The sequence below is a fragment of the Cerasibacillus sp. genome (genome assembly GCF_036516575.1).
GTDB lineage: Bacteria > Bacillota > Bacilli > Bacillales > Amphibacillaceae > Cerasibacillus.
In genome coordinates this window covers 31,422-56,378 of record NZ_DATBTY010000002.1, presented here as the reverse complement: position 1 = coordinate 56,378, position 24,957 = coordinate 31,422, and the positions used below count along the sequence as shown (strand labels likewise).

Annotated in this window: 20 protein-coding genes and 2 pseudogenes; 15 read left to right on the top strand and 7 right to left on the bottom strand. The window is 39.1% G+C overall.

Going from position 1 to position 24,957, the window contains the following annotated elements:
- Positions 1–110: 110 nt before the first annotated feature.
- The gene (locus tag VIG73_RS00270) at positions 111–896 is read left to right on the top strand and encodes an enoyl-CoA hydratase-related protein (protein ID WP_331638174.1); all 786 of its coding nucleotides are present in this window, start codon (positions 111–113) and stop codon (positions 894–896) included.
- A 385-nt stretch (positions 897–1,281) separates the two neighbouring features.
- A complete protein-coding gene (locus VIG73_RS00265; protein WP_331638172.1) occupies positions 1,282–2,325 on the top strand; it encodes an enoyl-CoA hydratase/isomerase family protein in 1,044 nt (347 codons plus the stop codon).
- 249 nt (positions 2,326–2,574) lie between these two features.
- Here VIG73_RS00265 and VIG73_RS00260 read toward each other — a convergent pair whose 3' ends face one another.
- The 4 genes from VIG73_RS00260 to mmgD form a co-directional block, all read right to left on the bottom strand.
- On the bottom strand, positions 2,575–4,044 hold the full coding sequence (locus tag VIG73_RS00260) for a CoA-acylating methylmalonate-semialdehyde dehydrogenase (RefSeq protein WP_331638170.1): 1,470 nt from the start codon (positions 4,042–4,044) through the stop codon (positions 2,575–2,577).
- Positions 4,037–4,960, bottom strand: a complete 924-nt coding sequence (locus VIG73_RS00255; RefSeq protein WP_331638168.1) for an NAD(P)-dependent oxidoreductase — start codon at positions 4,958–4,960, stop codon at positions 4,037–4,039. Before VIG73_RS00255 ends, VIG73_RS00260 begins: the two co-directional genes overlap by 8 nt.
- 87 nt (positions 4,961–5,047) lie before the next feature.
- On the bottom strand, positions 5,048–6,706 hold the full coding sequence (locus VIG73_RS00250) for an acyl-CoA dehydrogenase family protein (RefSeq protein WP_331638166.1): 1,659 nt from the start codon (positions 6,704–6,706) through the stop codon (positions 5,048–5,050).
- Between the two features lie 883 nt (positions 6,707–7,589).
- A complete protein-coding gene (gene mmgD, locus VIG73_RS00245; protein WP_331638164.1) occupies positions 7,590–8,696 on the bottom strand; it encodes a citrate synthase in 1,107 nt (368 codons plus the stop codon).
- Positions 8,697–9,207: 511 nt separating this feature from the next.
- On the opposite strand from mmgD, the gene VIG73_RS00240 reads away from it, so the two are divergent.
- The 5 genes and pseudogenes from VIG73_RS00240 (at position 9,208) to VIG73_RS00220 (ending at position 13,845) form a co-directional block, all read left to right on the top strand.
- Complete coding sequence (locus tag VIG73_RS00240; protein ID WP_331638162.1) at positions 9,208–9,786, top strand: DeoR family transcriptional regulator; 579 nt, start codon at positions 9,208–9,210, stop codon at positions 9,784–9,786.
- A 166-nt stretch (positions 9,787–9,952) separates the two neighbouring features.
- On the top strand, positions 9,953–10,543 hold the full coding sequence (locus tag VIG73_RS00235; RefSeq protein ID WP_331638160.1) for an SCO family protein: 591 nt from the start codon (positions 9,953–9,955) through the stop codon (positions 10,541–10,543).
- 151 nt (positions 10,544–10,694) lie between these two features.
- The gene (locus tag VIG73_RS00230; protein ID WP_331638158.1) at positions 10,695–11,138 is read left to right on the top strand and encodes a FixH family protein; all 444 of its coding nucleotides are present in this window, start codon (positions 10,695–10,697) and stop codon (positions 11,136–11,138) included.
- Positions 11,139–11,216: 78 nt separating this feature from the next.
- Positions 11,217–11,453, top strand: a pseudogene (locus VIG73_RS00225) (ectoine/hydroxyectoine ABC transporter ATP-binding protein EhuA); the annotation flags it as partial.
- Between the two features lie 325 nt (positions 11,454–11,778).
- On the top strand, positions 11,779–13,845 hold the full coding sequence (locus VIG73_RS00220; RefSeq protein ID WP_331638184.1) for an MMPL family transporter: 2,067 nt from the start codon (positions 11,779–11,781) through the stop codon (positions 13,843–13,845).
- Positions 13,846–14,161: 316 nt separating this feature from the next.
- On the opposite strand, the gene VIG73_RS00215 is transcribed toward VIG73_RS00220, so the two are convergent.
- From VIG73_RS00215 to VIG73_RS00205, 3 genes and pseudogenes are all read right to left on the bottom strand, one after another.
- Positions 14,162–14,719 carry a hypothetical protein gene (locus VIG73_RS00215; RefSeq protein WP_331638156.1) on the bottom strand — a complete coding sequence of 186 codons (558 nt, stop codon included), beginning with the start codon at positions 14,717–14,719 and terminating at the stop codon, positions 14,162–14,164.
- A gap of 545 nt (positions 14,720–15,264) precedes the next feature.
- On the bottom strand, positions 15,265–15,588 hold the full coding sequence (locus tag VIG73_RS00210) for a GNAT family N-acetyltransferase (RefSeq protein ID WP_331638182.1): 324 nt from the start codon (positions 15,586–15,588) through the stop codon (positions 15,265–15,267).
- Between the two features lie 260 nt (positions 15,589–15,848).
- Positions 15,849–16,237, bottom strand: a pseudogene (locus tag VIG73_RS00205) (hypothetical protein); the annotation flags it as partial.
- Between the two features lie 166 nt (positions 16,238–16,403).
- Here VIG73_RS00205 and VIG73_RS00200 point away from each other — a divergent pair.
- From VIG73_RS00200 to VIG73_RS00165, 8 genes are all read left to right on the top strand, one after another.
- Positions 16,404–16,880: a hypothetical protein gene (locus tag VIG73_RS00200; protein WP_331638154.1), complete on the top strand. Its 477-nt coding sequence runs from the start codon at positions 16,404–16,406 to the stop codon at positions 16,878–16,880.
- Between the two features lie 946 nt (positions 16,881–17,826).
- Positions 17,827–18,681 carry a sugar ABC transporter permease gene (locus tag VIG73_RS00195; RefSeq protein ID WP_331638180.1) on the top strand — a complete coding sequence of 285 codons (855 nt, stop codon included), beginning with the start codon at positions 17,827–17,829 and terminating at the stop codon, positions 18,679–18,681.
- A complete protein-coding gene (locus tag VIG73_RS00190) occupies positions 18,678–19,487 on the top strand; it encodes a carbohydrate ABC transporter permease (RefSeq protein WP_331638153.1) in 810 nt (269 codons plus the stop codon). Before VIG73_RS00195 ends, VIG73_RS00190 begins: the two co-directional genes overlap by 4 nt.
- 70 nt (positions 19,488–19,557) lie before the next feature.
- Positions 19,558–20,862, top strand: a complete 1,305-nt coding sequence (locus VIG73_RS00185; protein ID WP_331638151.1) for an ABC transporter substrate-binding protein — start codon at positions 19,558–19,560, stop codon at positions 20,860–20,862.
- A gap of 108 nt (positions 20,863–20,970) precedes the next feature.
- Complete coding sequence (locus VIG73_RS00180; RefSeq protein WP_331638149.1) at positions 20,971–21,690, top strand: glycerophosphodiester phosphodiesterase; 720 nt, start codon at positions 20,971–20,973, stop codon at positions 21,688–21,690.
- Between the two features lie 79 nt (positions 21,691–21,769).
- Positions 21,770–22,405, top strand: a complete 636-nt coding sequence (locus tag VIG73_RS00175; protein ID WP_331638147.1) for a phosphate uptake regulator PhoU — start codon at positions 21,770–21,772, stop codon at positions 22,403–22,405.
- Positions 22,405–24,012, top strand: coding sequence for a Na/Pi cotransporter family protein (locus VIG73_RS00170; protein ID WP_331638145.1), 1,608 nt, complete (start codon positions 22,405–22,407; stop codon positions 24,010–24,012). The genes VIG73_RS00175 and VIG73_RS00170 overlap by 1 nt, the downstream gene beginning before the upstream one ends.
- Before the next feature lie 92 nt (positions 24,013–24,104).
- On the top strand, positions 24,105–24,941 hold the full coding sequence (locus tag VIG73_RS00165) for an SH3 domain-containing protein (protein ID WP_331638143.1): 837 nt from the start codon (positions 24,105–24,107) through the stop codon (positions 24,939–24,941).
- Positions 24,942–24,957: the final 16 nt, after the last annotated feature.

Here is a 24,957-nt window from a genome sequence, read left to right as displayed (position 1 = left end):
ATAGGAGATAGGAAGTTTTTTCATGGAAATTTTAACTGGAAATATGGTAAGTTCATAGTAGTCATAAAAATTTCCGTTGATTTATTAATTATTTTTAGGGGGTATACAAGATGGATTTGAAAACGGTTTCAATAAAACGTGAAGGAGCAGTTTCCATTGTCGAGGTGAATCATCCACCGGCAAACACGCTGTCTTCTGAAACGATTACTGATTTGAGAAAGGCTTTTGGTAAATTGAAAGATGACCAAGAGACTCAAGCGATCGTTGTGACTGGTGCGGGACGCTTCTTTGTTGCGGGAGCAGATATTAAGGAATTCACAGATGCATTCGGTGACTATGAGAAAGCGTATGGCATGGCCGAAGCTGGGCAAAAATTGTGTGATGAGATTGAGGAAATGAAAAAGCCTGTCGTTGCCGCGATTAATGGGGCAGCGCTTGGTGGTGGCTTGGAGCTTGCTATGGCGTGTGATTTAAGAGTTGCTGCGGATGATGCGATTTTAGGATTGCCGGAACTGAATCTCGGGCTCATTCCAGGATTTGGTGGAACACAGCGCCTGCGTGACATTGTTGGAACAGCAAAAGCGATTGAAATGGTGTTAACGAGTAAACAAGTGAACGGTAAAGAAGCAAGTGGCATGGGGCTTGTCCAGGCGTCGGTTGCTAAGGATGAAGTGGTCGATACGGCTTTAGCTCTGGCGAAATCCCTCATTGAAGGCAAAAGCATGACGAGCGTGACGCGTGCCCTTGAATGTATTGTTAAAGGTGAAAATGAAAGTCTTAAGCACGGCCTTGAGCGCGAGCGTAATCGTTTTGCTGAATTGTTCTTGACTGAAGATGCCAAAGAAGGCGTCACAGCGTTTATTGAAAAACGTAAGCCTGAGTTTAAACATAAGTAGTTTTGGTAGATTACATACCGAGTTGGGCAGAGTCATTCAGATGGTGGACTGAGCTGAGTTCTCTGGCCTGGCATAAAGGCTCAATCTGATGTAGAGCTGATTTTTATTTTGGGAATGTATCCTAACCAAGCGGGACCATCCTACGTAACGATTTTTGTTTGAAAATTTGTCCCAAAATAATCAGCACAATCAACTCACAAATGTGGAAATCGATTTTTCTAAAGAGGCGCATTCCTCTGTGATATCATTAAAAAAGTGATTGACTGCTCGCTTGGAAGTATAGTAGTCTTATGAAAATTTTGTGGTGGAGTTGTCCACCTATCCTATAAATCATCGGGGATTGCGGTTCCCCACTTTATAACTATTAATAACAAAGGGAGGCGTTTTGATGGGTGACGTGTTGTTTTCAAAGGAAAAAAATGGTCTAGGGGTGATCACGCTCAATCGTCCAAAAGCATTAAATGCGCTGAACGATGAGATGCTAAAAGGAATTAATGAAACGTTGAAAGAATGGCGTGACGATGATGCCGTTCAGGTTGTTCTGTTTGACGCGGCCGGTGACCGAGCATTTTGTGCCGGGGGTGACATTAAGACACTTTATGAAGCAAGGCAAGGTGGTGCCAAGATTGAAGAGGCAGTTGCCTTTTTCGACATAGAGTACGAAACCGATGAGTTAATTTATGATTATCCGAAGCCAATTGTCGCCAATTTGGACGGCATCGTCATGGGTGGTGGCGTCGGGTTGACATATGGGGCAGATTTTAAAATTGTTACCGAAAAAACGAAATGGGCGATGCCTGAGATGAATATTGGATTTTTCCCAGATGTCGGTGCGGCCTATTTTCTAAATAAAGGTCCAGGCATGGCTGGACGTTATGCCGTTTTAACAGCCCGCACGCTCGGCGCAGCGGATGTGTTGTATATGGAAGCGGCTGATGCACACGTTCAGACTGAGCAGTTGGTCAAACTACTTGATGAATTGAAATCTGAGGATTGGCTAGCTGGCAATGTGGAGAAGCGTCTATCAGCCCTTGTTGAAAAATATGCTTCAACTCCAGAAGAATTGGGTGAACTCCATAGATTGCAACCAGTCATCGACAAGCACTTTGGCCATGACACGCTGGAGGAAATCGTGGCGTCTCTTGAGGGCGAAGAAAGTGAGTTTGGAGAAAATACGAGGAATAGATTGTTAGAAAAATCACCGGTATCATTGAAGGTAACACTGGAACAACTTAAACGTGGCGAAGGAAAATCATTTGGTGAATGTCTCGCAACAGATTTAATAATAGCTGAGAATTTTATGAAACATGATGACTTTTTCGAAGGTGTCCGCTCCGTCCTCGTTGACAAAGACCACAACCCGAATTATAAATATAAAACACTTGAGGACGTGTCAGAAGAACTGGTTGAATCATTCTTTGAAAAATAAAAAGTCGACGCTTAAAAAATAAAAAGGAGATTTTCTGCAGTCGCAGAAAATCTTCATTTTTTTATGAGCCATTAGCGAGTGGTTGCGCGATTCTGGCCTGAAGTTGCGCGATTTTGACCCGGGATCGCGCGTTTCGGCCTACCAGTATACATTAAAAATAGATAAAACGCCTATCGTTTCAACGATAGGCGTTTTCTAGTTACGCTAAGGCAGTCACTTACACCGTGCAATGTCAAATTTACCTACGAATCAAAACCATCTCTCGGTGACGACTTTTTTCCTTGTGTAGAACTGAACGCCGTCTTTGCCGTTGGTGCCGAGGTCGCCGAAGAATGATGCTTTGTTACCAGCGAAGGCGAAGAAGGCCATTGGTGCTGGGACGTTGACGTTAATACCGACCATGCCGGCGTCGATTTCATTTCTAAATTGTTGTGCGTGTTTGCCGCTTGATGTGTAGATGACGGCACCGTTAGCAAATTTGGATTTATTCGTAAGCGCGATGGCTTCATCTAAATCTTTGACGCGAACGATACTTAAGACAGGTGCGAAAATTTCATCTTGCCAAATTTTCATATCTGGATTGACATGATCAAAAATGGTCGCGCCTACATAGTAGCCGCCCTCTTCTTTTGAAGTAGACTCACCTTTTTCACGCCCATCAACGAGAAGCTCGGCACCTTCTTCTACTCCTTTTTCAATGTAGCTAAGGACGCGTTCTTTATGCGATTGACGAATGAGTGGGCCGACGAAATTGGCTTCATAGCGCCCGTCACCGACATCGAGTTTTTTCGTTTCTGCAACGAATGTTTCAATAAACTTATCGGCAATGTCATCAACGACTGCGACGACAGATGTTGCCATGCAGCGCTCTCCACTACTTCCGAATGCGGAACCGATGATACCTTGGACTGTTTTCTCTAAATGGCAGTCAGGCATGACGACGGAATGGTTTTTTGCACCTGCTAATGCTTGAACGCGCTTGCCGTGGGCTGTTCCTGTTTCATACACATGGCGCGCCACTGGCTCAGATCCGACGAAAGAAATCGCTTCGATGTCTGGGTGTTCAAGCATCCGGTTTACAACGTCCTTCCCACCGTGGACTAAATTAAGTACACCTTTTGGAAAACCGGCTTCATAGAATAGGTCGACTAGTTTTTCGGCTAATAATGGTGTACGCTCAGATGTTTTTAATACAAATGTATTTCCACATGCGATGGCTAGTGGGAACATCCATAATGGGACCATCATCGGGAAGTTGAATGGTGTGATGCCACCGACAACTCCGAGTGGATAGCGCCAGATGGAACCGTCGATCCCTGTGGCGATGTTTGGCAGTGCGTCGTCCATCATCATGCTCGGTGTTGATGTGGCGAGCTCGACCACTTCGATCCCACGCTGGACTTCGCCACGTGCGTCTGTTAATGTTTTTCCATTTTCCATCGTAATGATTTGTGCTAATTCTTCTTTTTCACTTTCTAGTAACTGTAAGTATTTGAATAGTGGACGTGTGCGACCTGGTACTGATTTCTTCGACCACTCTGGAAACGCTTTGAGTGCCGCTTCGACTGCTGCATCCACATCTTCTGACGTTGACAATGGGACGTAGGCGAGTGTTTCACCGGTCGCTGGGTTTGGCACTTCTTCTTGTTCTGTCCCCCGTGAATCGACCCACTGATCACCGATAAAATTTTTAACGACTTTCATATCTGTTTCAATCATTCTGTTCAATCCCCTTCCCTGTTCGTTTTTTTATTTTCTCATATAATACGGCCATGTCTTTGTCGCCATATCCTTCTTGTTCAGTTTCCGTGTAAAGGTTAAGTAATTGTTTACTAATCGGTAAATTCAATTGATGCTGTTCTGCTAAATCCATCGCAAAACCGAGATCTTTTAATAATAGGGAAATCGTAAATCCTGGGTTGTAGTCTTGTTCCGCGATGAATGTTTTATAATTCCGTTCATAGATACGACTTTGCCCATAACTCACATTTAACATGTCGAAAAGTTGGTCGAGATCAATGCCCTTCTTATTGGCAATTTGTAATGCTTCACTCACACCTGCTGTATAAAAGCCGATTAATAAATTATTAATCAGTTTGACGGTCGTACCACTATCAATCGTTTCAGCGACATGGAAGCAATTGGCTCCTAAATGGTTTAACAGTGGTAAAACTTGTTTAAACACTTTTTCAGAACCACCGACCATAAATGTGAGTGTTCGCTGTTCTGCGCCAATGACTCCACCACTAACTGGCGCAGCTAGAAAAGCAATGCCTGCTTCTGATGCAGCATCAGCTATTTTCTCATTCGTTTCTGGAGCGACAGTACTCGTATCGACTAAAACGACTTCTTTATGGCTATGAGCAATTAAGCCATCATCGCCAAGAAAAACCGCTTCTGCCGCTTTTGACGATGGTAAACTTGTCAAAACAACATCACATTCGGCAGCGATGTCTGCTACTTTTTCCCTTACCTCACCCCCTGCATTGACAAATTTCGTCTCAGCTTGTTTGTTCAAATCAAAGCCAATGACTTGATAACCATCTTCAATCAGGTTAGTCGACATCGGCATCCCCATATTACCTAACCCGATAAAACCGATTGTTTTCATAGAATCGCTCCTCCCTTTTCTCATCCTTATTTCGACAAAAATTTCCCGGGAAATATAGCATTAATATTTTTTCATGTGCTAATAAAAAATATGTTGCTTAAACTTGCGCCTTTACACTTTGTACTTTTCAGTGGCAATCATATGTTCAGCAATTTTTCTTTTTGTTAAAAATAAGTTGCTATACATCGGCACGGTGCAGTTTTTCACTGTTTCAACCATCAAGGCTTGGTCACTTCCTGCAATCTCTAAAGCGGCAATCAGTCGATTTGCAGCTGTTTTTATTCTTTGAAATCCTTCCTCACAAATGGCAGAAACAATCCACTGATGAATAGAATCTGCTCTTTCATGAGACTGTGCCCGATAATAGGCTGCTTTCATGCGATAAATATCTATTAACATATCTGCAATGACACCTAGTTGGTCTTGATGTTTATCTTGAGCTTCGCGGTCCATCAAAGGCATTTTTTCAAGAATCATATTTAATATATTCAACGATTCATTGATAAATTTGCTATTTCGGTCATTTTCTCCAACAAATTCGGCAAGGGGCTTTGTTTGATTTTGCTTAAAAAATGCCTTAGCAACGGTCAGTCGGTTAATTTCATTTGTCCCTTCAAAAATCCGATTGATTCGGGCATCGCGGTACATCCGAGCGATGGCATATTCCTCCATAAACCCGTAACCACCATGGATTTGCAGAGTCTCATCGACAACGTGATGCAGCATTTCGGAACTTGCAACCTTGTTCATAGCACAATCCATCGCAAAAACAGATAAGTTGTTTGAATCTGAAACTTGATCTAGTAAACCGGCTGTATAATAGGCCATGCTTTCCGCCCCGTAAATGCCAATCGCCATCTCGGCAATTTTTTCTTGGATGAGCGGAAAGTTGATAAGTTTTGTAGAAAATTGTTCACGTTCTTTTCCGTATTGAATCGCGATTTCAAGTGCTTGTTTCGCCATACCAATATTGGAAAAGGCAAGTTTCAAGCGCGCGACATTTAAAATATTTAAGGCGATATAATGACCTTTGCCAACGGTGCCGAGCACATGTTTATTCGGAACGTTTACACGGTCTAAAATAAGTGTCGCTGTCGATGATCCTTGGATGCCGAGCTTTTTCTCTTCTGGGCCAACTGAGACACCGTCTTGATCGCGCGTCACAATAAATGCTGTAATCCCTTCATTTGTATTAGCAAAAACAACGAAAACTTGTGCGACATGTGCATTGGTGATCCACTGTTTTTCTCCAGTTAATGTCCATGACTGTGACTCTTCATCCCAAGTCGCTCTAGTTCTTGCGGCTAACGCGTCAGAGCCAGCATTTGGTTCGGTCAGTGCATAGGCGCCAATCCACTCGCCTGATACGAGTTTTGGAACAAATGTTTGTTTGTGATAATCGGTCCCATAGTAAACATATGGAAGTAAACCGACACCTGAATGAATATTAAAAGCGACACTGAAGGAAGCTGCGTAACCCATCTTCTCAGCAATAATTCCGGACATTTTCTTACCTAATTCAAGTCCACCATAATCTTCTGGGACTTCAACGCCCATCAAACCGAGCTCCCCGGCAGCAGTAAAAAGTTTACGCGTGAGATCATAATCATGCTGTTCAATCTGTTTTAAGTATGGCAAAATATCTTCATCCACAAATTGTGACACCGTCTGCGCAATCATCTGTTCTTCTTCTGTCAAATGATCCGCTGTGAAAAATTCTCCCGCTTCTCCTCTCGTCGGAAATATCATTTTTGACTCCAAAATTTCCATATATCCAACCCCTCTTCGTTGGCATGGTTTTTGTTTAATACACAGAGTCACTCCTCACGCCATCGTACTTTGATAATGATTTATGAGTCTGCCCCTTTTTTATTGTTAAAATGTAGGGTGCTGGGGGCTCCCCGGAATGGTAGGCTTCGCGCCCTTTTGTTGATAGGTGCTGCCTTCGATGAGCAGGTCCACTTTCAAAGATTGCTCTCGATTTCTAGATATTTTCGCTCCGTCACGGGCCATAACAGACTGATTTTTTTAAGAAAGAACACGCCACTCATTAAACGGTTTTCGCTACACATCTCATGCATGTTCACTTCTCTCCCAAAGAACAAGCATTACCCCAAACCAGATTCACCCCCGCACTAAGGTTTTGCCCCACCCATTTTTTACGATTGAGCGCTTGCTCGAAATTTGGCGATAATAGACAATGCCTCTGTATGTTAACGCAAGAACCTTCTTTCATTTATCAATCTCACACTCTATACCTGAATTGAATTGTTCTGTTACAAACATTCTTTCAAAAGTCGAGCACGCCCCATCGAACTCACACTTTCCTCACAAATCTACCTTATGTTAAAAACGACTCATGACTTAAAACGTTTATATTTTTACATTAATCATTATGTTTATCGGGAATTGCGGTACTTCCCGGATTTCCTTTTTTACCTAAATATTGTATACTGTAAAGGTTGCAGTTTTACTAGCCTGCAATTGTTGGTGAGTTAACACTAATCAATGGTGACACCTTTAAGACGTTTTTACACGATGACTGTCTACAAGACTACTACCTCTCGTAGACCGTACAAATTCTGATCTTGCTCATTCCACCGAACTTTGATCAGCTCTTGTGTGTAAATCAATCTTATGCATTGGAATGCTATCAATATGACTCGCCAACATAATGGACACGTGGTCGGAAGAGTCGATTGTTTGCATGTTGCTCGATAACATGTGCGCTCAAACCGGCCGCACGTGATCCAAAAAATATCGGTGTATACAATGGAATTGGGATATTTAACAACCAGTATACTGGTGCCGCATAGTAATCTAAGTTCGGATAAATTCCAATTTCTCTTTCCATGACCCTTTCTCCCGCTTCACACATTTCAAGTAATGTATAATCGCCTTTTAATTCACATAATTGCTTGAGCGCATCTTTCATAACGAGGGCGCGTGGGTCCATCTTTTTCATATAAACACGGTGACCAAAGCCCATGATTTTTTCCTTATTTTGTAATTTACTCATAATATATTGTTCATAACCAGAAGCTGAATCAACTTCCCTAAGCGAGTACATAACCGCTTCATTTGCGCCACCATGTAAATGACCTTTTAACGATGCAACCGCTCCGGTTAAAGCACCATATAAATCTGATAAAGTCGATGCGATGACACGAGCTGTAAATGTTGAGTTTGGCATTTCGTGTTCACTATAAAGTAATAGCGATTGGTCAAAAATCTTTACCTCTGTTTCTGTTGGCACTTCCCCGGTAATCATGTAAAGGAAGTTAGCACTGTAAGATAAATCAGCACGAGGCTCAATGGGTTCCTTTCCATTTAAAATATGATAGCTATTAGCTACTAATGCTGGAAGTTTCGCCATCATGAGATAAGCACGTTCTTTATTTGTTTCTTCACTTGCATCTTCAAGATTTTTATCATAGCCTGCTAGACATGAAATCCCCGTTCTAAGACTATCCATTGGATGTGTTTCTTCTGGTAATTGTTTTAAAATATGATAGATTTCTGTTGGCAGATTGTACATTCCTTTTAACTTAGATTCCAGTGCTTCTTTTTCTTCAGCGCTTGGTAAAGCTCCTTCTAAGAGTAAATGCAAGACATCAAGATAATCCCTTTCTTGGGATAACTCGATTAACTCATGCCCACGAATGATAATCTTTTCTTGCTCCGTATCAAGAAATGAAATCCCTGTTTCTGATGCTATAACCCCTTCTAACCCAGGTACAAATTTACTCTCTGTTTTCACAACATATTCCCCCTGTTATTTTTTTAATAAAACCACCACAAAATGTAAGCGATTACAATTAGTGCATAATTTTCTAAGCCTCCTTTCTAATAGTGAGATTAAGTCCATTTGTATAATTGTATACCGTTATTAGTTGCTATTGTATCATTATTAATCTCTAGATTCAATAATTTTCTGATTCTTGTAAAGAGGGAATCTAATTTAATAATTATTATTACTTAGCCTTAGTTGGTAAGGAAAGATCGAAAAGTATTGATATAAACGGATTTGTCATATATCCTTCACATCCACACATTGAAAACAACTTATACTATTGGTAAAATGGATGTGATAAATTGTTTGATTCTGTTAGATGTGGTACGATAGATTTTCGCAGTATACGTAGATATAAGATGATGTTGCGGTTATGAGGTGTACAAAGGAAGTTTCCCATAAAGTGGAGATGGGTATTCATGTTGTGCTCAACCAATGAACCCGACATCATCTTTGTATGTTCAAAGGGGGAGTTACTTTGCTGCCAATCGAACGTAGAAATCGAATCAAAGCATTGATTAAGGAAAAAGAACATATGAAAATTGCTGAACTGAGTGAGTTACTTGATGTCTCTGAAATGACCATTCATCGCGATTTAAAACCGTTGATTGACGAGGGGGTTGTCATGAAAACATTTGGTGGTGTCACACTTGCGAAAGATCCACCACAGGCCCAGATTCCAGATAATGCATGTGTAATCTGTCGTCGGCCGATTTCTGAGCGGTTAGCATACCGAATTATTTTAAAAAATAATGAAATAGAAATGGCTTGCTGTTCACATTGTGGATTAATGCGCCATCAACAACTCGATGACCAAGTTATGCAAGCGCTCACGCATGATTTTCTGAAGCAAACAACGATCAATGCAGTGTCGGCGTGGTATGTCATGGATACGTCACTGGTAGTGGCCTGTTGTCAACCACAAGTTTTGTCTTTCGAATCAAAAGAATATGCCGACAAATTTGTGAAGGGGTTTGGCGGGCAAGTATATCCATTTAATGAAGCCATCATTGCCCTTGACGAAAAAATGAGAGGTGGCGGCTGTTGCCATCATTAATTTTTACTCTGTATTGAGATGATCCACGGGGCGAGACCTGATCAATTTTCTTGTATAGAGCTTTTCCATGGCAAGGAAGGGGTCTTTAAGTGTTATGATCAATAATTGATTGGGTAAGTTTTTTGTGCCATCATTATTATATTTTTTTGAAAGGAGCTTTATATTCATGAAGCGAATGAAACTAGTTATTTTATTAATTGGACTTTCTCTCATATTAGCAGCTTGTGGTAAAGAAAACATCGAGACAAATATGAGTGAAGATGTCATAGATTTCGAGTTTACAACACAGGATAATGAAAAGTTAAGTCTAGATGATTTAAAAGGACAATATTGGCTGGCTGATTTTGTTTTTACAAATTGTACGACTGTCTGTTTGCCGATGACGACGAATATGTCTAATCTACAAGACATGATGAAAGAAGAAGGTCTTGATGAAAAGATTCAGCTCGTCTCATTCTCCGTTGATCCTGACCGTGATACACCTGAGGCGCTCAAACAGTATGCTGAAGATTATGATGCTGACTTAAGCAACTGGACATTTTTAACAGGATATGATTTTGAAACGATTAAAGAAATCTCAATCAAATCATTTAAGAGCCTGTTAGCTGAGCCACCTGAGGATGATGACCAAGTCACTCATGGGACGCGATTCTACCTCGTTAACCCTGAAGGAAAAGTAATCAAATATTATAACGGTACTGAATCAGCAAGCATGCATACAATTGTCGATGATATGAAAAAGCTAGATTTAGAGTAATAAATAGATATGATTGACGCGGGGGTCGAGCGATTCTGGCCCGGGATCGCGCGATTTTGGCCCAGCAGGATGGGGCGATCTACTTTTTTAGTAGGACGGAAGGCTCCTTCTGTGGTAAAATATTTTTGAGAGGAATCAGGAGGTTTTTTTCATGTATAAAAAATGGCTTTCAATAGTAATGATGCTAGGTATTGTCATGTTTGCCGCAGCGTGTGGCGCAAGTGATGATACAGATGAATTAACACCGTTAGAAGTTGATCTTCAAGTTCCTAAAACAGCAGAAGTTGGCGAATCCGTTGAACTGAAAGCGGTCGTTACATTCGGCGACAAAAAAGTCGACGATGCTGATGACGTTGAATTTGAAGTTTGGGTCGATGGAGAAAAAGAAGACCCAAACAATATGGACGATAGCGATGCAAGTGAAATGATTAAGCCAAACAATGATGGTGACGGCGTATACACAGCCGAAACAACATTCGACAAAGATGCTGTCTATGTTGTCCAAGTTCACGTCACTGCTGAAGGATTGCACACGATGCCCCTACAAAAAGTCACTGTAGGCGACGGTGCGTCAGAGGATGAAGAAGAAAAATAAATATTAATAACAATAAGGGATGTCTATACCGGTTATATCACGGAGACATCCTTTTTATTTTGCTACTGCTTTTATTACCCAGAGTTGGTCGGTGAAGTATTAGAAGTCATTCGCGATATCGCAAAAGATGGCGAAATGGCGATGATTTTAGTCACACATGAGATGGATTTTGCCCAAGAAATCGCCGACCGCGTTGTTTTCTTAGATAATGGGGTCATCGCCGAGGAAGGCACACCTGAAGACGTCCTAGAAAAATCGAATAATGAACGCTTACAGAGCTTCTTACACCGCTTTCGTAATGGGAATGGTTCGTAGGCTTTTTCGGGGGAGTGTTAGAGAGGTATCTTTAGGGGAGCCTCTCTTGTTTTATGGGAAAATATTGACGCGGGGCTGGGCGGTCATGGTAGAGATTGTTTTGGTCGAGATCATTTTTTCCTTAAGTCGTTTCTTATTCTTACATGGCATTGTCGCATTTATTTGCTTACCCCCTATTTCCAACGTATGATTATAATAAAAGTAAATTTTTTTATTCGTCACTGAATAGAATTAAGCTGAGTGTATTTATTTTAGAAAGGTCGTGTGTTCATTGGTAAGATCAATTTTACATTCCATTACCGATCGTGTCGCAACGAAAAAAGGCATGTGGATCACGTTGCTCATCTGGGTCATTGTTGCAACCTTGTTAACGATATTTGCACCTAGTTCGAAAGATTATCAGGTATCTAGTGTGGAAAAACTGCTTCCTGATCATTTAGAATCTGTGATTGCGGAGAAAAAAGTGGATCAGTACTTTAAAGATGCGGACGGCTTGTCAGCTATACTCGTATTTGAAGCGGAAGACGGTGAAGTTCCTGTAACAGATTTAATTCATATTCTAGGCCAAATTGAAGATGAGAATATTAATGGGGTCAAAGAGGTTATTCCCCTTGAGGCCTTACCTCCTCAAGCATTGGAAACATTCTTTTCTGATGATCAATCGGCTGCTTTTCTTCCGCTTACTTTTGAAGAAAACATAGATACGAAAGAAGTCAAAGTAGGATTAGAAAAAATTTATGCCATTGCTGTTGAACAATCAGATGTAAATATGTATGTCACTGGTCCTGCTGGGATTGCTGTTGATACGACTGATTTGTTTACACGAGCAGATCTTGTCTTATTGTTTTCTACTGTAGGGATTATTCTCGTATTATTAATTTTTACATATCGTTCTCCACTATTAGCATTAATCCCACTTCTTGGAGCAGGGTTTGTTTATCAAGTCGTTAACCAAGTTTTAGGTCTTATGGGGAAAGCTGGGGTAGAGTTAGCTAATCAATCGTTGTCAATCATGATGATTTTGCTCTTTGCTGTCGTTATTGATTACTCATTATTTATTTTCTCACGTTTTAGGGAAGAATTGGTGAAAACAGAGAATAAATACGAAGCGATGAAACTCGCCATGAGAGAAATTGGTATTCCAATCTTTTATTCAGGTTCAACGATTCTGTTAGCGATGCTTATCTTGTTTTTCGCCCAGTTTGGAGACTATCGAAATTTCGCGCCGATATTTGGTGTTGCCGTGTTCATCGTAATGATTGCATCTGTCACACTCGTTCCAGCCTTATTCACACTATTTGGACGTCATTCTTTTTGGCCAAAGATCCCTCGGCTTGGAGATGAACTGATTAAATCGAGTTCCGTATGGAAAAAAGTCGGACGTTTGGTGGCAAATAAACCAGTGATATCTGTCGTCATCATTGGGGCTTTCTTAATTTTATCTGCCAGCAATATTTTTAATATTACGTATGAATTTAATACGATGAAATCATTTCCAGATGATATGCCATCTCGCTTAGGATATGAAATATTGGAGGAAAGTTTTAATAAGGGAGATTTAGCACCGACCACTGTCTTATTTGAGTCGGAAGAAAAAGTGTCAGAACAAGATATGACTGTATTAGCTGAGCGTTTATCAGATGAAAAACTCGTCGGTAATGTGCGTATCAATGATATGACAGAAGATGGAAAAGTTATTTCTTATAGCTTAACGTTCTCTGAAGGACCGTATGATGTCGAAACGATGAATGCTTTAGAAAAAATACGTGACAACGGAGAGCAAATTATTTCTGATAGCAACTTAAAAGGTAAGCTTCATTTCGCCGGTGAAACGGCTTATTCTGTCGACAATCGCTTGGTTAGTGACCGTGATTTAATTGTCATCGTTATTTTAGAAACGATTCTCATATTTAGTATGCTTATTTTCTTAACAAAATCATTACGCCTGCCAATATTAATGATGGGAACGATTTTACTATCTTTTGTCGCAGCATTAGGTTTGGGCGTGTTTTTGACCGATGTCCTCTTCGATATCGATACGATCAGTAACCGTGTACCTGTTTATGCCTTTGTATTTTTAGTCGCGCTGGGCATTGACTATAATATTTTTCTCGTATCAAGATATTTAGAGGAGCGCGAACACCATCCAGTTAAAGAAGCCGTCGAAATCGCCGTAGCCAATACAGGTGGCGTCATTTCCTCAGCAGGTATTGTTCTTGCAGCGACATTTGCTGTACTTATGACGCAACCAATTGAGATACTATTTGTCTTTGGCTTTATTGTAGCCGTCGGGATTTTATTAGATACTTTCTTAATAAGAGGTGTATTAATGCCTGGATTACTCGTTTTATTTGAAAAAGATAGACAGAAAAGGAGCAAACAATCAGCTTGAAAACGAGTGATTTTGGCTCGGGGTCGCGCGATTCTGGACCGGGATTGCGCGATTTCGACCTGTCAACGCTCGATTCTGAATCGGCACCGCTCGATTTCAGCACGTGCACTGAATTAAATTGTGAGCTGCACTCAAAACTTTTATCAGATCAGCGATTAAACAATTCTTTTACATCGACATTTTGTCTTTGTACGGGTGAGATTTTAAACATCTTTTTTGTCTGTGTAGAAGCTACAATCAAGTTGAAGTTGAATACGATTAATGTGTGAATAAACTCTGCCATTCGTTTTGCTTAGTCCATCAAAATGCGACCAAATTAATACTCATCACCCAAACGACTATAGTTTTTGCTTAATGACGTAATAACGATATTCACTAAACCAAACACGAGAGCACCTTTAAATGACAATTCAAAATTTGGTAGAATCAACTCAATGACAAATGGAAAAAATATGACCGTCAACACTGCCACTACGACGGATTCTCCGATATAGTAATCATGCACAATTTCAGGGATAAAAGGTGCGAGTATAACAAAGTAGAAAACTGCTGTACTAAAGATCGTATAAATCACAACAAAATAAAACAATTCTTGATTGATGTGATCTTGATCAGCAAAAAACACTCCTTTATAAAGAAGGGCTGTGTCATCAATTGAGAAAAAGCTTAAAACTCCCAGACTAAAAGCCCCAGATAATCCAAATGTGAAAAGTACAAGAATGGTGTATAAAGTCATGGGGATTAAATAACGAAGGACGCGAAACACATATGACATGCCTGGAATTTTTTTAAGTAATGAAACGGTTACTGTAAATAGAACGACTATCCCAATAAAGATGGCTAAATAAAGTAAATTAATTTCCCTCTCCCCCATTTCTCAAGAACATGAACATGGCTGATGTTATTTTCGCAATATTAATTCTTATATTATCAAATAGACTGCGAGATGCAAATGGGTCTGTAGATGCAATTCAATTCATGAGAATCTTACAGCAAACATGAGATAAAAGCAAAGCAAGATTAGCCCGAGTGAACTAGTTAATGTGATGTAGTCCAGGGCTAAAGATAGGGCTTATAGCACTTTGGAAGACTCAATGCGATACAACTCTCGGAGTGAGGTGACACTTACATCGCATTGGATGGCTCAATGCGATATTACTCTTGGAATGAGGTGACACTTACATCACATTGGATAGCTCAATGTCGCATGACTCTCAATATGAAATAACTTCTGTTAAGCTTCGTTGTTAAAGTCTATTAGATTTCCTTCTCATAGCCGGCCACAGAGAACCAAAAACTATCTTTTACGATTGGCTCTGTTAAAGGTTAATGTTGATATTATATAAAAAATAGAACTTCCAATGATTTGGAAGTTCTATATCGTATTATTATCTTCTTCAACTAAAGCACCCGTTCGTATTAGTTCAATATAATCTCCATTTTTCTACCCTTCGTTGTCATCCCTATTGACCTATAAAATTCAATGGCAGACGTATTTTCCTCGGATACTCCCAATTCAATACTATCAACTTTGAGGCTTCTTCCGAAATCAAAAACGTATTTAGTTAATTTTTTTCCGATACCTTTCTTTCTATGTATTTCAGCAACGCATAAACTCTTTATATATAATACTTTCCTCTCTTTAACAAAGGTATTTTCAGTTACTTCTTCTTCCTTTGTCACTACAACGCCGACTATATCACTGCCTATAGTAGCCACAAAAATATGTTGTTTGTCATCAATGAATTGGCTTTCAAAAAACTATTGTTCGACTGGAGTGGAATTCTCTTTATACAAATCTGGTCTTACAAAAACGTGGAATTCATGAACCTGCCTAAATAAATGCAACAATGACTCGTAATCGCTTTGCTTGGCGTTTCAAATAAATATATCCATATTTTTTTACCTCTCAATAATTTTCTAATGATACTCTACCAATTCTCACTCTTGCAACGAATGCCATCTTAAACAATTCTGCCCCGTTGGTTGAACAAGACATAATGTTAAATTACAAATTTTGTTAATCCGATTGTATCATAAGTTTCCGAATTATGTACCAAATTACCTTTAATAATCAAGTCGTTCATAGTTACTTCATTTCTTTGATGTCGAATGATGTTTCTGACATCTGAAACCAAACAAGATAATCGATTAGATACTTCGTGGCAACATCGTTAAATCGTTGTATCCACGCCTTAAATCCTCGGTGATAATTGTTAAATTCCGAATATGTATCTTCAGTAGAACAAAGTGACGGGAGTTACATGACGAACTAATTTAGCAGACTTTCGCAAAGAATGCCCCTCTATCATACACTCCATAAACTTTATCCATTGGTTGAGATGACGGTTTGATATAGGGCTTTATTTGTAAAGTCAGTAAGTGTCTTTTTAATAAATGTCCTACGATTTTCCATAGCACGCAAACATAGTACGCATATCATATGATAAAATTATACATGCATCACAAGACTTGGCGAATATCAGCTTGGTCATTCATAACAACTCGTACTATCTTCAGGCATTAAAAATACAGTAAAGACATTTGTGGAGGACATCATGAGTAAATGGTTTGTATTAAATATTATGCTATTAATCTTCGTTATTTATAAACTGGTCATTCACCCGCTAATTCCAACAATGCCGCTTCCGATTGTATTTGGTTTTCTTGGCTTTTTATTCTTTTTGTTTAATTGGACAAGGCATGCAGTATTTTCAACGATTCGGGATGTGCCCAATAGAGAGACAAAAATAAAGTTTGCCAATCTCTCGAAAAAAGTGCTCCCCTTCCACAAATGGGTTGGCACAAGTGCGTTAGTCATCATCCTCATCCATGCTGGGTTCATCATTAATAAATATGGATTTCCTTGGCATTATGGAAAATTTGTAACTGGTGTCATTGCGCTAGTCATCTTGGCGAGTATTGTAACGACAGGTTGGATGCGACTATTCAGGCCGACGATTACAAAGCGAATGTTACATATTTACTTTGGCGTGTCGTTATTCTGGTTAATTGTGATTCATATTTGGTTATGATTTTTTCTATGATTCTGCTTAATCCTTGAATGGGCGATCCCGGTCCCAACTATGACATTAAGGCTCGGCACGTTTCTGATTGCATTCACCCAATGACTGGAGGGTTATTCGCGCGATCCTGGATAATAATCGAGCGACGATGGGGCAGAATCGAGCGGTGACAACCCAAAATCGAGCAGTGACATGCTAAAATCGAGCGGTGATAAGCCAAAATCGAGCGCTGATGAGGCAGAATCGAGCGGTGATAAGCCAAAATCGAGCGACGACGAGACGGAATCGAGCGATCCCGGAACAGAATCGAGCACTCCCGCTATGCCTGACTTCGGAGTTTTAGTAACGTCGTAGAGATAAATTTCTTTCCCTACAAGCCTCATAAATGTAAGCCTTTACATTGATTTAGAGTAAAATATATGTAAATATAAAGTAAATTTCCACAACTAGTATTGACAGATGGTGAACGTTTTGGTTAAATACAGGTAAGTAAATAGTTTCTTGTATGGAGATGCGGAGATCCACAGAAAAAACCTTGCAACGCTTTTCAAGCATGTTAGGTATTTTTTGTGGTTTTATTTTTGGGAATTTTCACTAAGATGAGCGATTAACCTTTTCCGATCATGTGAATCCTAACCTAAAGTTGTTTTCCGAAATGGCAATGCTCTTTTTTGCTAGAAAGCCAGATTTACTTTCCTTAAGGGGGGTGATTCAACAATTTAATTGAGAGACAACATGTCATTGATAAAGGGGTGGTATTTTGCAGGAGAAACAGAACAGTCAAGGTTCTAATCAATCATTGAAAAAGGGGACTTCCTCGTCAACAGTACTTACAAAAGTAACTCATGCTCGGCCAAAAAATAGCGATTCAGCAAACAAAGACGGTATTCCGCCAACACAATCGCATCAGAACAAACAGCCAAAATCTAGATATCACAGTCAATCCAGGTTGTTTATGTCTGGCATGGTATATTTACTGCCGGCACTTGCTCTGTTAGGTATCTTCTTATTCTATCCGATGGCAAAGACACTATATTTTAGCTTTTTTGAAGTGTCTGGTGGAGGGCAAGTTCAAGAATTTGTTGGCTGGAAGCATTATAAAGAATTGCTTCAATCAGCTGAATTTATTAAGAGTATGAAAGCCACATTATTATTCGTGCTATATACCGTTCCGGCTGAGATTATCATTTCACTATTTTTAGCGACGATTGCTAGTGAAAAATTGAAAGGAATTGGATTTTTCCGGACGATTTTCTCATCCACATTAGGTGTGTCTGTCGCTGCGGGAGCAACTATTTTCTTGTTTTTATTCCATCCATCGCTCGGTGTGTTAAATGCCATTTTGGAGACATTTGGCATTAACTCAATCGAGTGGTTGACGAATTCAAAATGGGCGTTATTTTCTGTAGCCATGACGACCGTCTGGATGCATATCGGCATTAATTTCATTATTTTACTTGCTGGGATTCAAAACATTGACCAGGAGTTGTATGAAAGTGCACAAATTGATGGCGCTGGGTATTGGGCGAGATTGTTTAAAATCACCATCCCACTCTTATCACCTGTTCTATTCTTTGTCACGATCATTGCGGTCATTGGATCATTCCAGACTTTTGGGCAAATCGATATTTTAACAGGCGGTGGGCCAGCGGGAGCGACTAATATCATCGTTTATTCAATCTATCAAAACGCGTTTTCATATGGTAACTTTGGCTTTGCTAGTGCTCAAGCAATTGTCCTATTCTTAATTATTCTTGTTGTTACAGTTGTACAATTTTACTTTGGAGAAAAGAAGGTGCACTACCAATGATGAGAAAACTATTATTCTATTTTTTGCTTAGTGTATCCGCACTGCTTCTTTTCTTTCCGATTTTGTATGCATTATCAGCAAGTTTTATGGAGCCACATGAAATATATGCTGGAAAACTACTTCCGTCATCGATTAGCTTTGATGCTTATAAAGAAGTGTTTGAAAGTATTCCGCTTATGCATTACTTGATGGTAAGTTTTTGGATGTCTTTCATTGTTATGATTGGACAGCTCATTGTGAGTAGTCTTTCGGCATTTGCCTTTGTTTTCATCCCATTTAAAGGCCGTGATCTGATTTTCTATCTGTTTTTGGCAACGATGCTCATTCCATGGGAGGCAACGATTATTCCAAACTTCCTAACCATATTAAATCTAGGATGGGTCAATACATACCAAGGATTAACTGTACCCTTTTTCGCTTTACCATTCGGTATCTTTTTACTACGTCAACATTTCTTAACGATTCCTAAAGAGTTATGGGAGTCTGCCCAAATGGATGGGTGTTCGCGCTTTCGATTTTATTGGAGATTTGCCTTACCTTTATCTAAATCATCCTTAAGTGCGCTTGGGATTTACGGGTTTTTAACGACTTGGAATATGTACCTCTGGCCGCTTCTTGTCACAGATAGTGATAAAGTACGTCCAGTACAAATTGGTCTAAAAATGCTTATTGCGAACGAAAGTTCATCGTCTTGGAACTTAGTGATGGCAGCTGTTATCTCTATTCTTTTGCCGACATTATTACTCTTATTTATCGGCTTGAAATGGATTAGAGAAGGCTTAACAGCTGGAGCCGTAAAAGGTTAATAATAGGTATCACCTCACGGATTATATGCGTGAGATAAAATACATTCCATTATTGGAGAGGAGAATAATCTTGAAAAAATTTATTAAATCCTTTGTCTTACTCTTTGCATTAAGTCTTGTATTGATGGCTTGTAGTAATGATCAGACTTCATCTTCTGGTGATTCAGGAGATAAAACGACGATTTCATTTTGGCATGCGATGAGTGGAGATAACGGAAAAGCGCTGGAAGACATTGTTGATAAATTTAACGAGCAATCAGATTCAGTTAAGGTTGAAGCCGTATATCAAGGTAGTTATGATGATTCATTAAGTAAACTGCGTGCTGTCGGTGGTTCAAAAGAAGCTCCTGCCATTGTACAAGTATTTGAAATTGGAACGAAATATATGAAGGAAAGCGATTTTATTACACCGATGCAAAAATTTATTGATGAAGATGACTTCGATATTTCTGTATTAGAGGAAAACATTTTATCTTATTACACACTAGATGACCAATTATACTCCATGCCTTTTAACACATCAAATGCGGTGATGTTCTATAATAAAGATATGTTTAAAGAAGCTGGACTAGACCCAGATAACCCGCCACAATCATTCAGTGAAATGAAAGAAGCAGCAGAAAAGTTAGCTGATGGCGATAAAACATTCGGTTTTACAATGGGAACAATCGGCTGGTTCTTTGAGCAATTAATGGCGAATCAAGGTGCCTTGTATTTAGATAACGATAATGGCCGTAGTGGTGATGCAACAGAAGCAGTTGTTAACTCTGAAGAAGGTTTAAAAGTATTTAATTGGTTAGATGAAATGAACAAGGCTAAAACATTTAAAAACTATGGAAGTAACTGGGAAGATCCACGTGGCCCATTTTTCGCAGAGCAAGTCGGTATGTATCTTGATTCGACAGCTAACACAGCTGAAGTGATTAAAAACTCACCGTTTGAAGTTGGTTCTGCTCCTCTTCCAGTTCCAGATGGTGTTGATCCACAAGGTGTCATCGTCGGTGGTGCATCACTCTGGATTACAAATCAAGTACCTGAAGAAGAACAAAAAGCAGCTTGGGAATTCGTTAAATTTATGACGAAAGCTGATGTGCAAGCAGAATGGGCTGCATCGACAGGGTATTTCCCAATTACACCTGCAGCTTATGAAGAAGATGTTCTAAAAGAGGTTTATGATGAATATCCTCAATATTTAACAGCCGTTAAACAACTTGAAGGTACAACGGTCACACCAGCGACATCAGGTGCGTTAACAACAGTTATGCCAGAAGCTCGAAAAATCATTGAAACGGCGCTTGGAGAAATGTATGAAGGAAAAGATCCAAAACAAGCACTAGACGAAGCGGCAGAAAAAATAACGAATGCGTTAAAGTAAATTGATATTTGAACAATATTTACGAGGGGGGGAACTGAGTCGCCGTGCTTGAGAGTAATCGACTACTTCTCCCCTCCTTATTTCAACAAAAAAAATGAGGTGTACATCTTGGTACTTAACTTTGCTCATAGGGGCTCTCTCACAGAAGCTCCTGAAAATACACTATCCGCTATTCAAAAAGCTTTAGAACATCAGACGAAAGCAATCGAAATTGATGTGCAATTAACGAAAGATGGACAATTAATTGTCATCCATGATCATCATTTCTCACGATTAAATAATAACATTCCTGGTCGCGTTAATGATTATACATTGAATGAGATTAAGTCATTCGATATCGGTTCATCTTTTTCAGAAGCATTTGCTGGTGAAACAATCGCCACATTAGATGAAGTATTAGACATCTGTCCAGAAGACGTGCTACTAAATATTGAAATAAAAAACATTCCCATTATCCATGCGGGTATAGAAGATAGAGTCATACACTGTCTAAGCCGTCATAATCGACAAGAAAACATCTTGATATCTTCTTTTGATCATCAAGCGTTGGAAAAAGTACAGGCACTCGCCCCACAACTTCAACTTGGCTTACTGCTTTATTATCGTTTGTTACGCCCGTGGGAATATGCCAAATCGTCAGGGTTAAAATTAAGAAGTGTCCATCCAAATATGATTTATGTTGATCAAACATTCATTGATGAAATACATAAGCTTGGACTAGAGGTATATCCTTATACTGTCAATCATATCGATGAATATAGTCGATTGGTTGACTTGGGAGTTGACGGTGTGTTTTCAAATAATCCAGCTATTTTTGGAGAAGCTTAATTAGAGTAACATGGGAGATTTTTGCATTGGGGGATATGACATGTATCCCCCATACTTATCTCTATATGGGGGTGATATGATGTTAAAACGACAAAGTTATCATAAGATGATGCGTACACAAATGAAAGTTGCAGTCTTAGATATTTTAAACCATATATTGAAAATGACGTCAGATTATCTCGCATACTTGGCGAAACCTTCTGATGATAAAAAGGCCTTGTTACTCGATCAAGAAAAGTATATTGATCAAAGTGAACAGAAAATAAATGATATGATCTTAGAGTTGATTACCTTACAACCTTTAACGAAAGATGATGTAAAAGAATTGTTTGGTATCGGACGAATTGCTGGACAGCTTGAACGTGTCGGTGATCAACTCATTAATCTCCTCACAATTAGTGAAGGAGAAGATGTTGAAGTCCTAAAACCCGTTGTAGAGAGTTTTTTCAAGTATGAATATGACATGATGGAGTGGCTACTGAAAGGGATTAAAAATGAAGATGCAGAACTACTAAAAAAGGTCATCCGTTATGATGAACATGTCAATAAATTAAATATCGGAACATATGAATCACTCGTGCATTCGGTGGAAGAGCATCAAGAAATTACGGGCAGTAATTTAAAAACGATTATTGCAGGCAGATTTTTAGAACGGTTAGGTGATTATCTCGTGACAATTGCAAAAACATTTATCGACATATTGGAGAACAAATAATGACAGTATTATGGCAAAGTTTCTTAGGATTTATTGGTGGCTTAGGCATTTTCTTATATGGAACACATCTGCTTAGCAATGGTTTGCAACGACTTGCTGCTTCAAAAATGCGTGAATACTTAACAAAGTTAACCGATACACGCATGAAAGCTTTGTTTAGTGGAATCGTGACGACCTTTCTTCTCCAGAGTAGTACTGTAACCTCTATTATTTTAGTTGGTTTGGTTAGCAGTTCTGCCATTGGGTTGTCCCAGGCTTTTGGCGTCGTACTGGGGTCTGCGATTGGTACAACATTTACAGTTCAAATCCTCACTTTTGATATTTCCATGTATTCGTCTGTTTTTATCTTTCTAGGCGTTATATTCATCATCTTTGTCAGGCATAATCGGTGGAATACGACAGGTGTCATCTTACTTAGTATCGGTTTTATCTTCTTTGGGATTCACTTAATCTCATCTTCATTAGAACCTTTGAGTAAAGAACAACAGTTACTTGATGTATTATTAAATATTTCAGATATGCCGATTGCTTTTGCGTTCATCTCAATGATTTTGACAGCAATATTTCATAGTAGTGCCGCGATGATTATTATTGGAATCGCATTTGTATCAAATGGTGTTTTAACTGTCGAAGCGATTATTCCCCTTGTATTAGGAGCAAACGTCGGTTCAACTATTCCTGTGCTACTGTCAAGTGCAACGTCGAATCGAAAGGGAAAAAAATTGGCTGTCTTTTATTTTTCTTTTAAATTAATCGGTGTTGTGATTGCTTTTTTAGGTTTAAATTTTTTATTGCCTTATCTCGGTTTGATTCCCGGAAGCCCAGAGCGCCAAATCGCTCATTTTCACACATTATTTAATCTAGGAATTGCCTTTCTGTTCCTACCTTTTTTACCGGCTATTGCTAAACTCTTTAAGAAATTAGCACCTTTACAAGAAGAGGAAGTGACCTTTCAAGTGGAATTAGATCAGAATCTGATAATAGTTCCTGAAGAAGCACTTTATCAAAGTAAAAAAGAAATTAGTCGGCTCGCCCAAATGGTTCAAAATGATATGCTAAAGCGTCTGGGTGATTATATAGATGGCCGTTTAGATAAGCAATCACTTTATCGTGTGGAAATGCTTATCGACGCATCGTATATTAAGATTCAACAATTTCTTTTAAAATTAGCGCAACAAAATTTAACAGATGAACAGTCTAACTTAGAAGTGCAACTTTTAAATATATTAAATGATATTGAACATATTGGGGATACAGTCGTTCGTTTCATTGGAGTAGCTGAAAAGGTTAGTCAAAAGAACATCCTATTAGGTCAGAGGGATTTTGAAAAAATTAAACAATTGCTTCACTATATTGAGAAAACCTTTGATGATTCCATCACAGCTTTTGCAAAAAATGATTTACAACTGGCTAAAGATGTCCTGCAATACCAAGCGGCCATCGATCAGTTTGAGAAAGATGTGAAGTTTGAACACTTCAATAGGCTAATCGATAAGGAAGTGCATGACCCTGATATTAGTGCTGTTTATTTAGATATGATTAATCAATTATTACATGTCTATCATCATGCTATGAATATTTCGCGGACGGTGTTGGGGTTGATTTAGATTGTTTTATTATATATAAAATGGTTGATACGAGTTAAAGGTAGAAAATGGTATTATTTCGTGATAATATTTGTTTGAAGGGAGGAAATTTTATGAAAAAGAAAGTAAATTTAATGTTTATGGCCATTGCACTCATCTTCTCAGTATTTCTCATTAGTGGTCAGGATGTTGCCTCAGCTAAAACGGCAGTAAAAAAAGCGAGTGGTACATACCAAGTAACTGCAAAGAATCTAAGTATCCGTACAAATGCTGGAACGAAGTATAAAAAAGTAGGTAGTCTAGTTAGAGGAACAGAAATAAACATCAACGGCAAAAAAGGGAATTGGTATCGGTTTAAATATAAAGGGAAAAATCGCTATGTCAGTAGTAAACTATTAAAGAAATCAAAGGTATATAAAGCAAGTGGCACTTATCAAGTAACAGCAAAAAGCTTAAGTGTTAGAACTAATGCTGGCTCGAAGTACAAAAAGATCGGTAGCTTAGCTAGAGGGACAGAAATTAAAGTAAATGGCAAGAAAGGGAATTGGTACAGATTTAGACACCCCGACGGTTTTAATCGTTATGTCAGCAGTAAACATTTAAATAAATCAAAGGTGTATAAAGCAAGTGGTCGATATGAAGTTGTACCTAAATCATTAAATGTACGGACGAATGCTGGAACGAAATACAAAAAAGTTGGGACATTGAAAAGAGGAAAGCAAATCATTGTAAATGGAAAAAAAGGCAGTTGGTACAGATTTAAATATAATGGCTATAACCGCTATATCAGTAGTAAAAGTTTGATTCGTGCCAATAAATCTTCTAAAAAAAGTAACTTCAAGAACTGTACAGAGTTAAGAAAAGTCTATCCAGATGGTGTACCTAAAGGACACCCGGCTTACGAACCAAGATTAGACCGCGATAAAGATAATTGGGCATGTGAAAGATAGGCTCATAATCACAGAG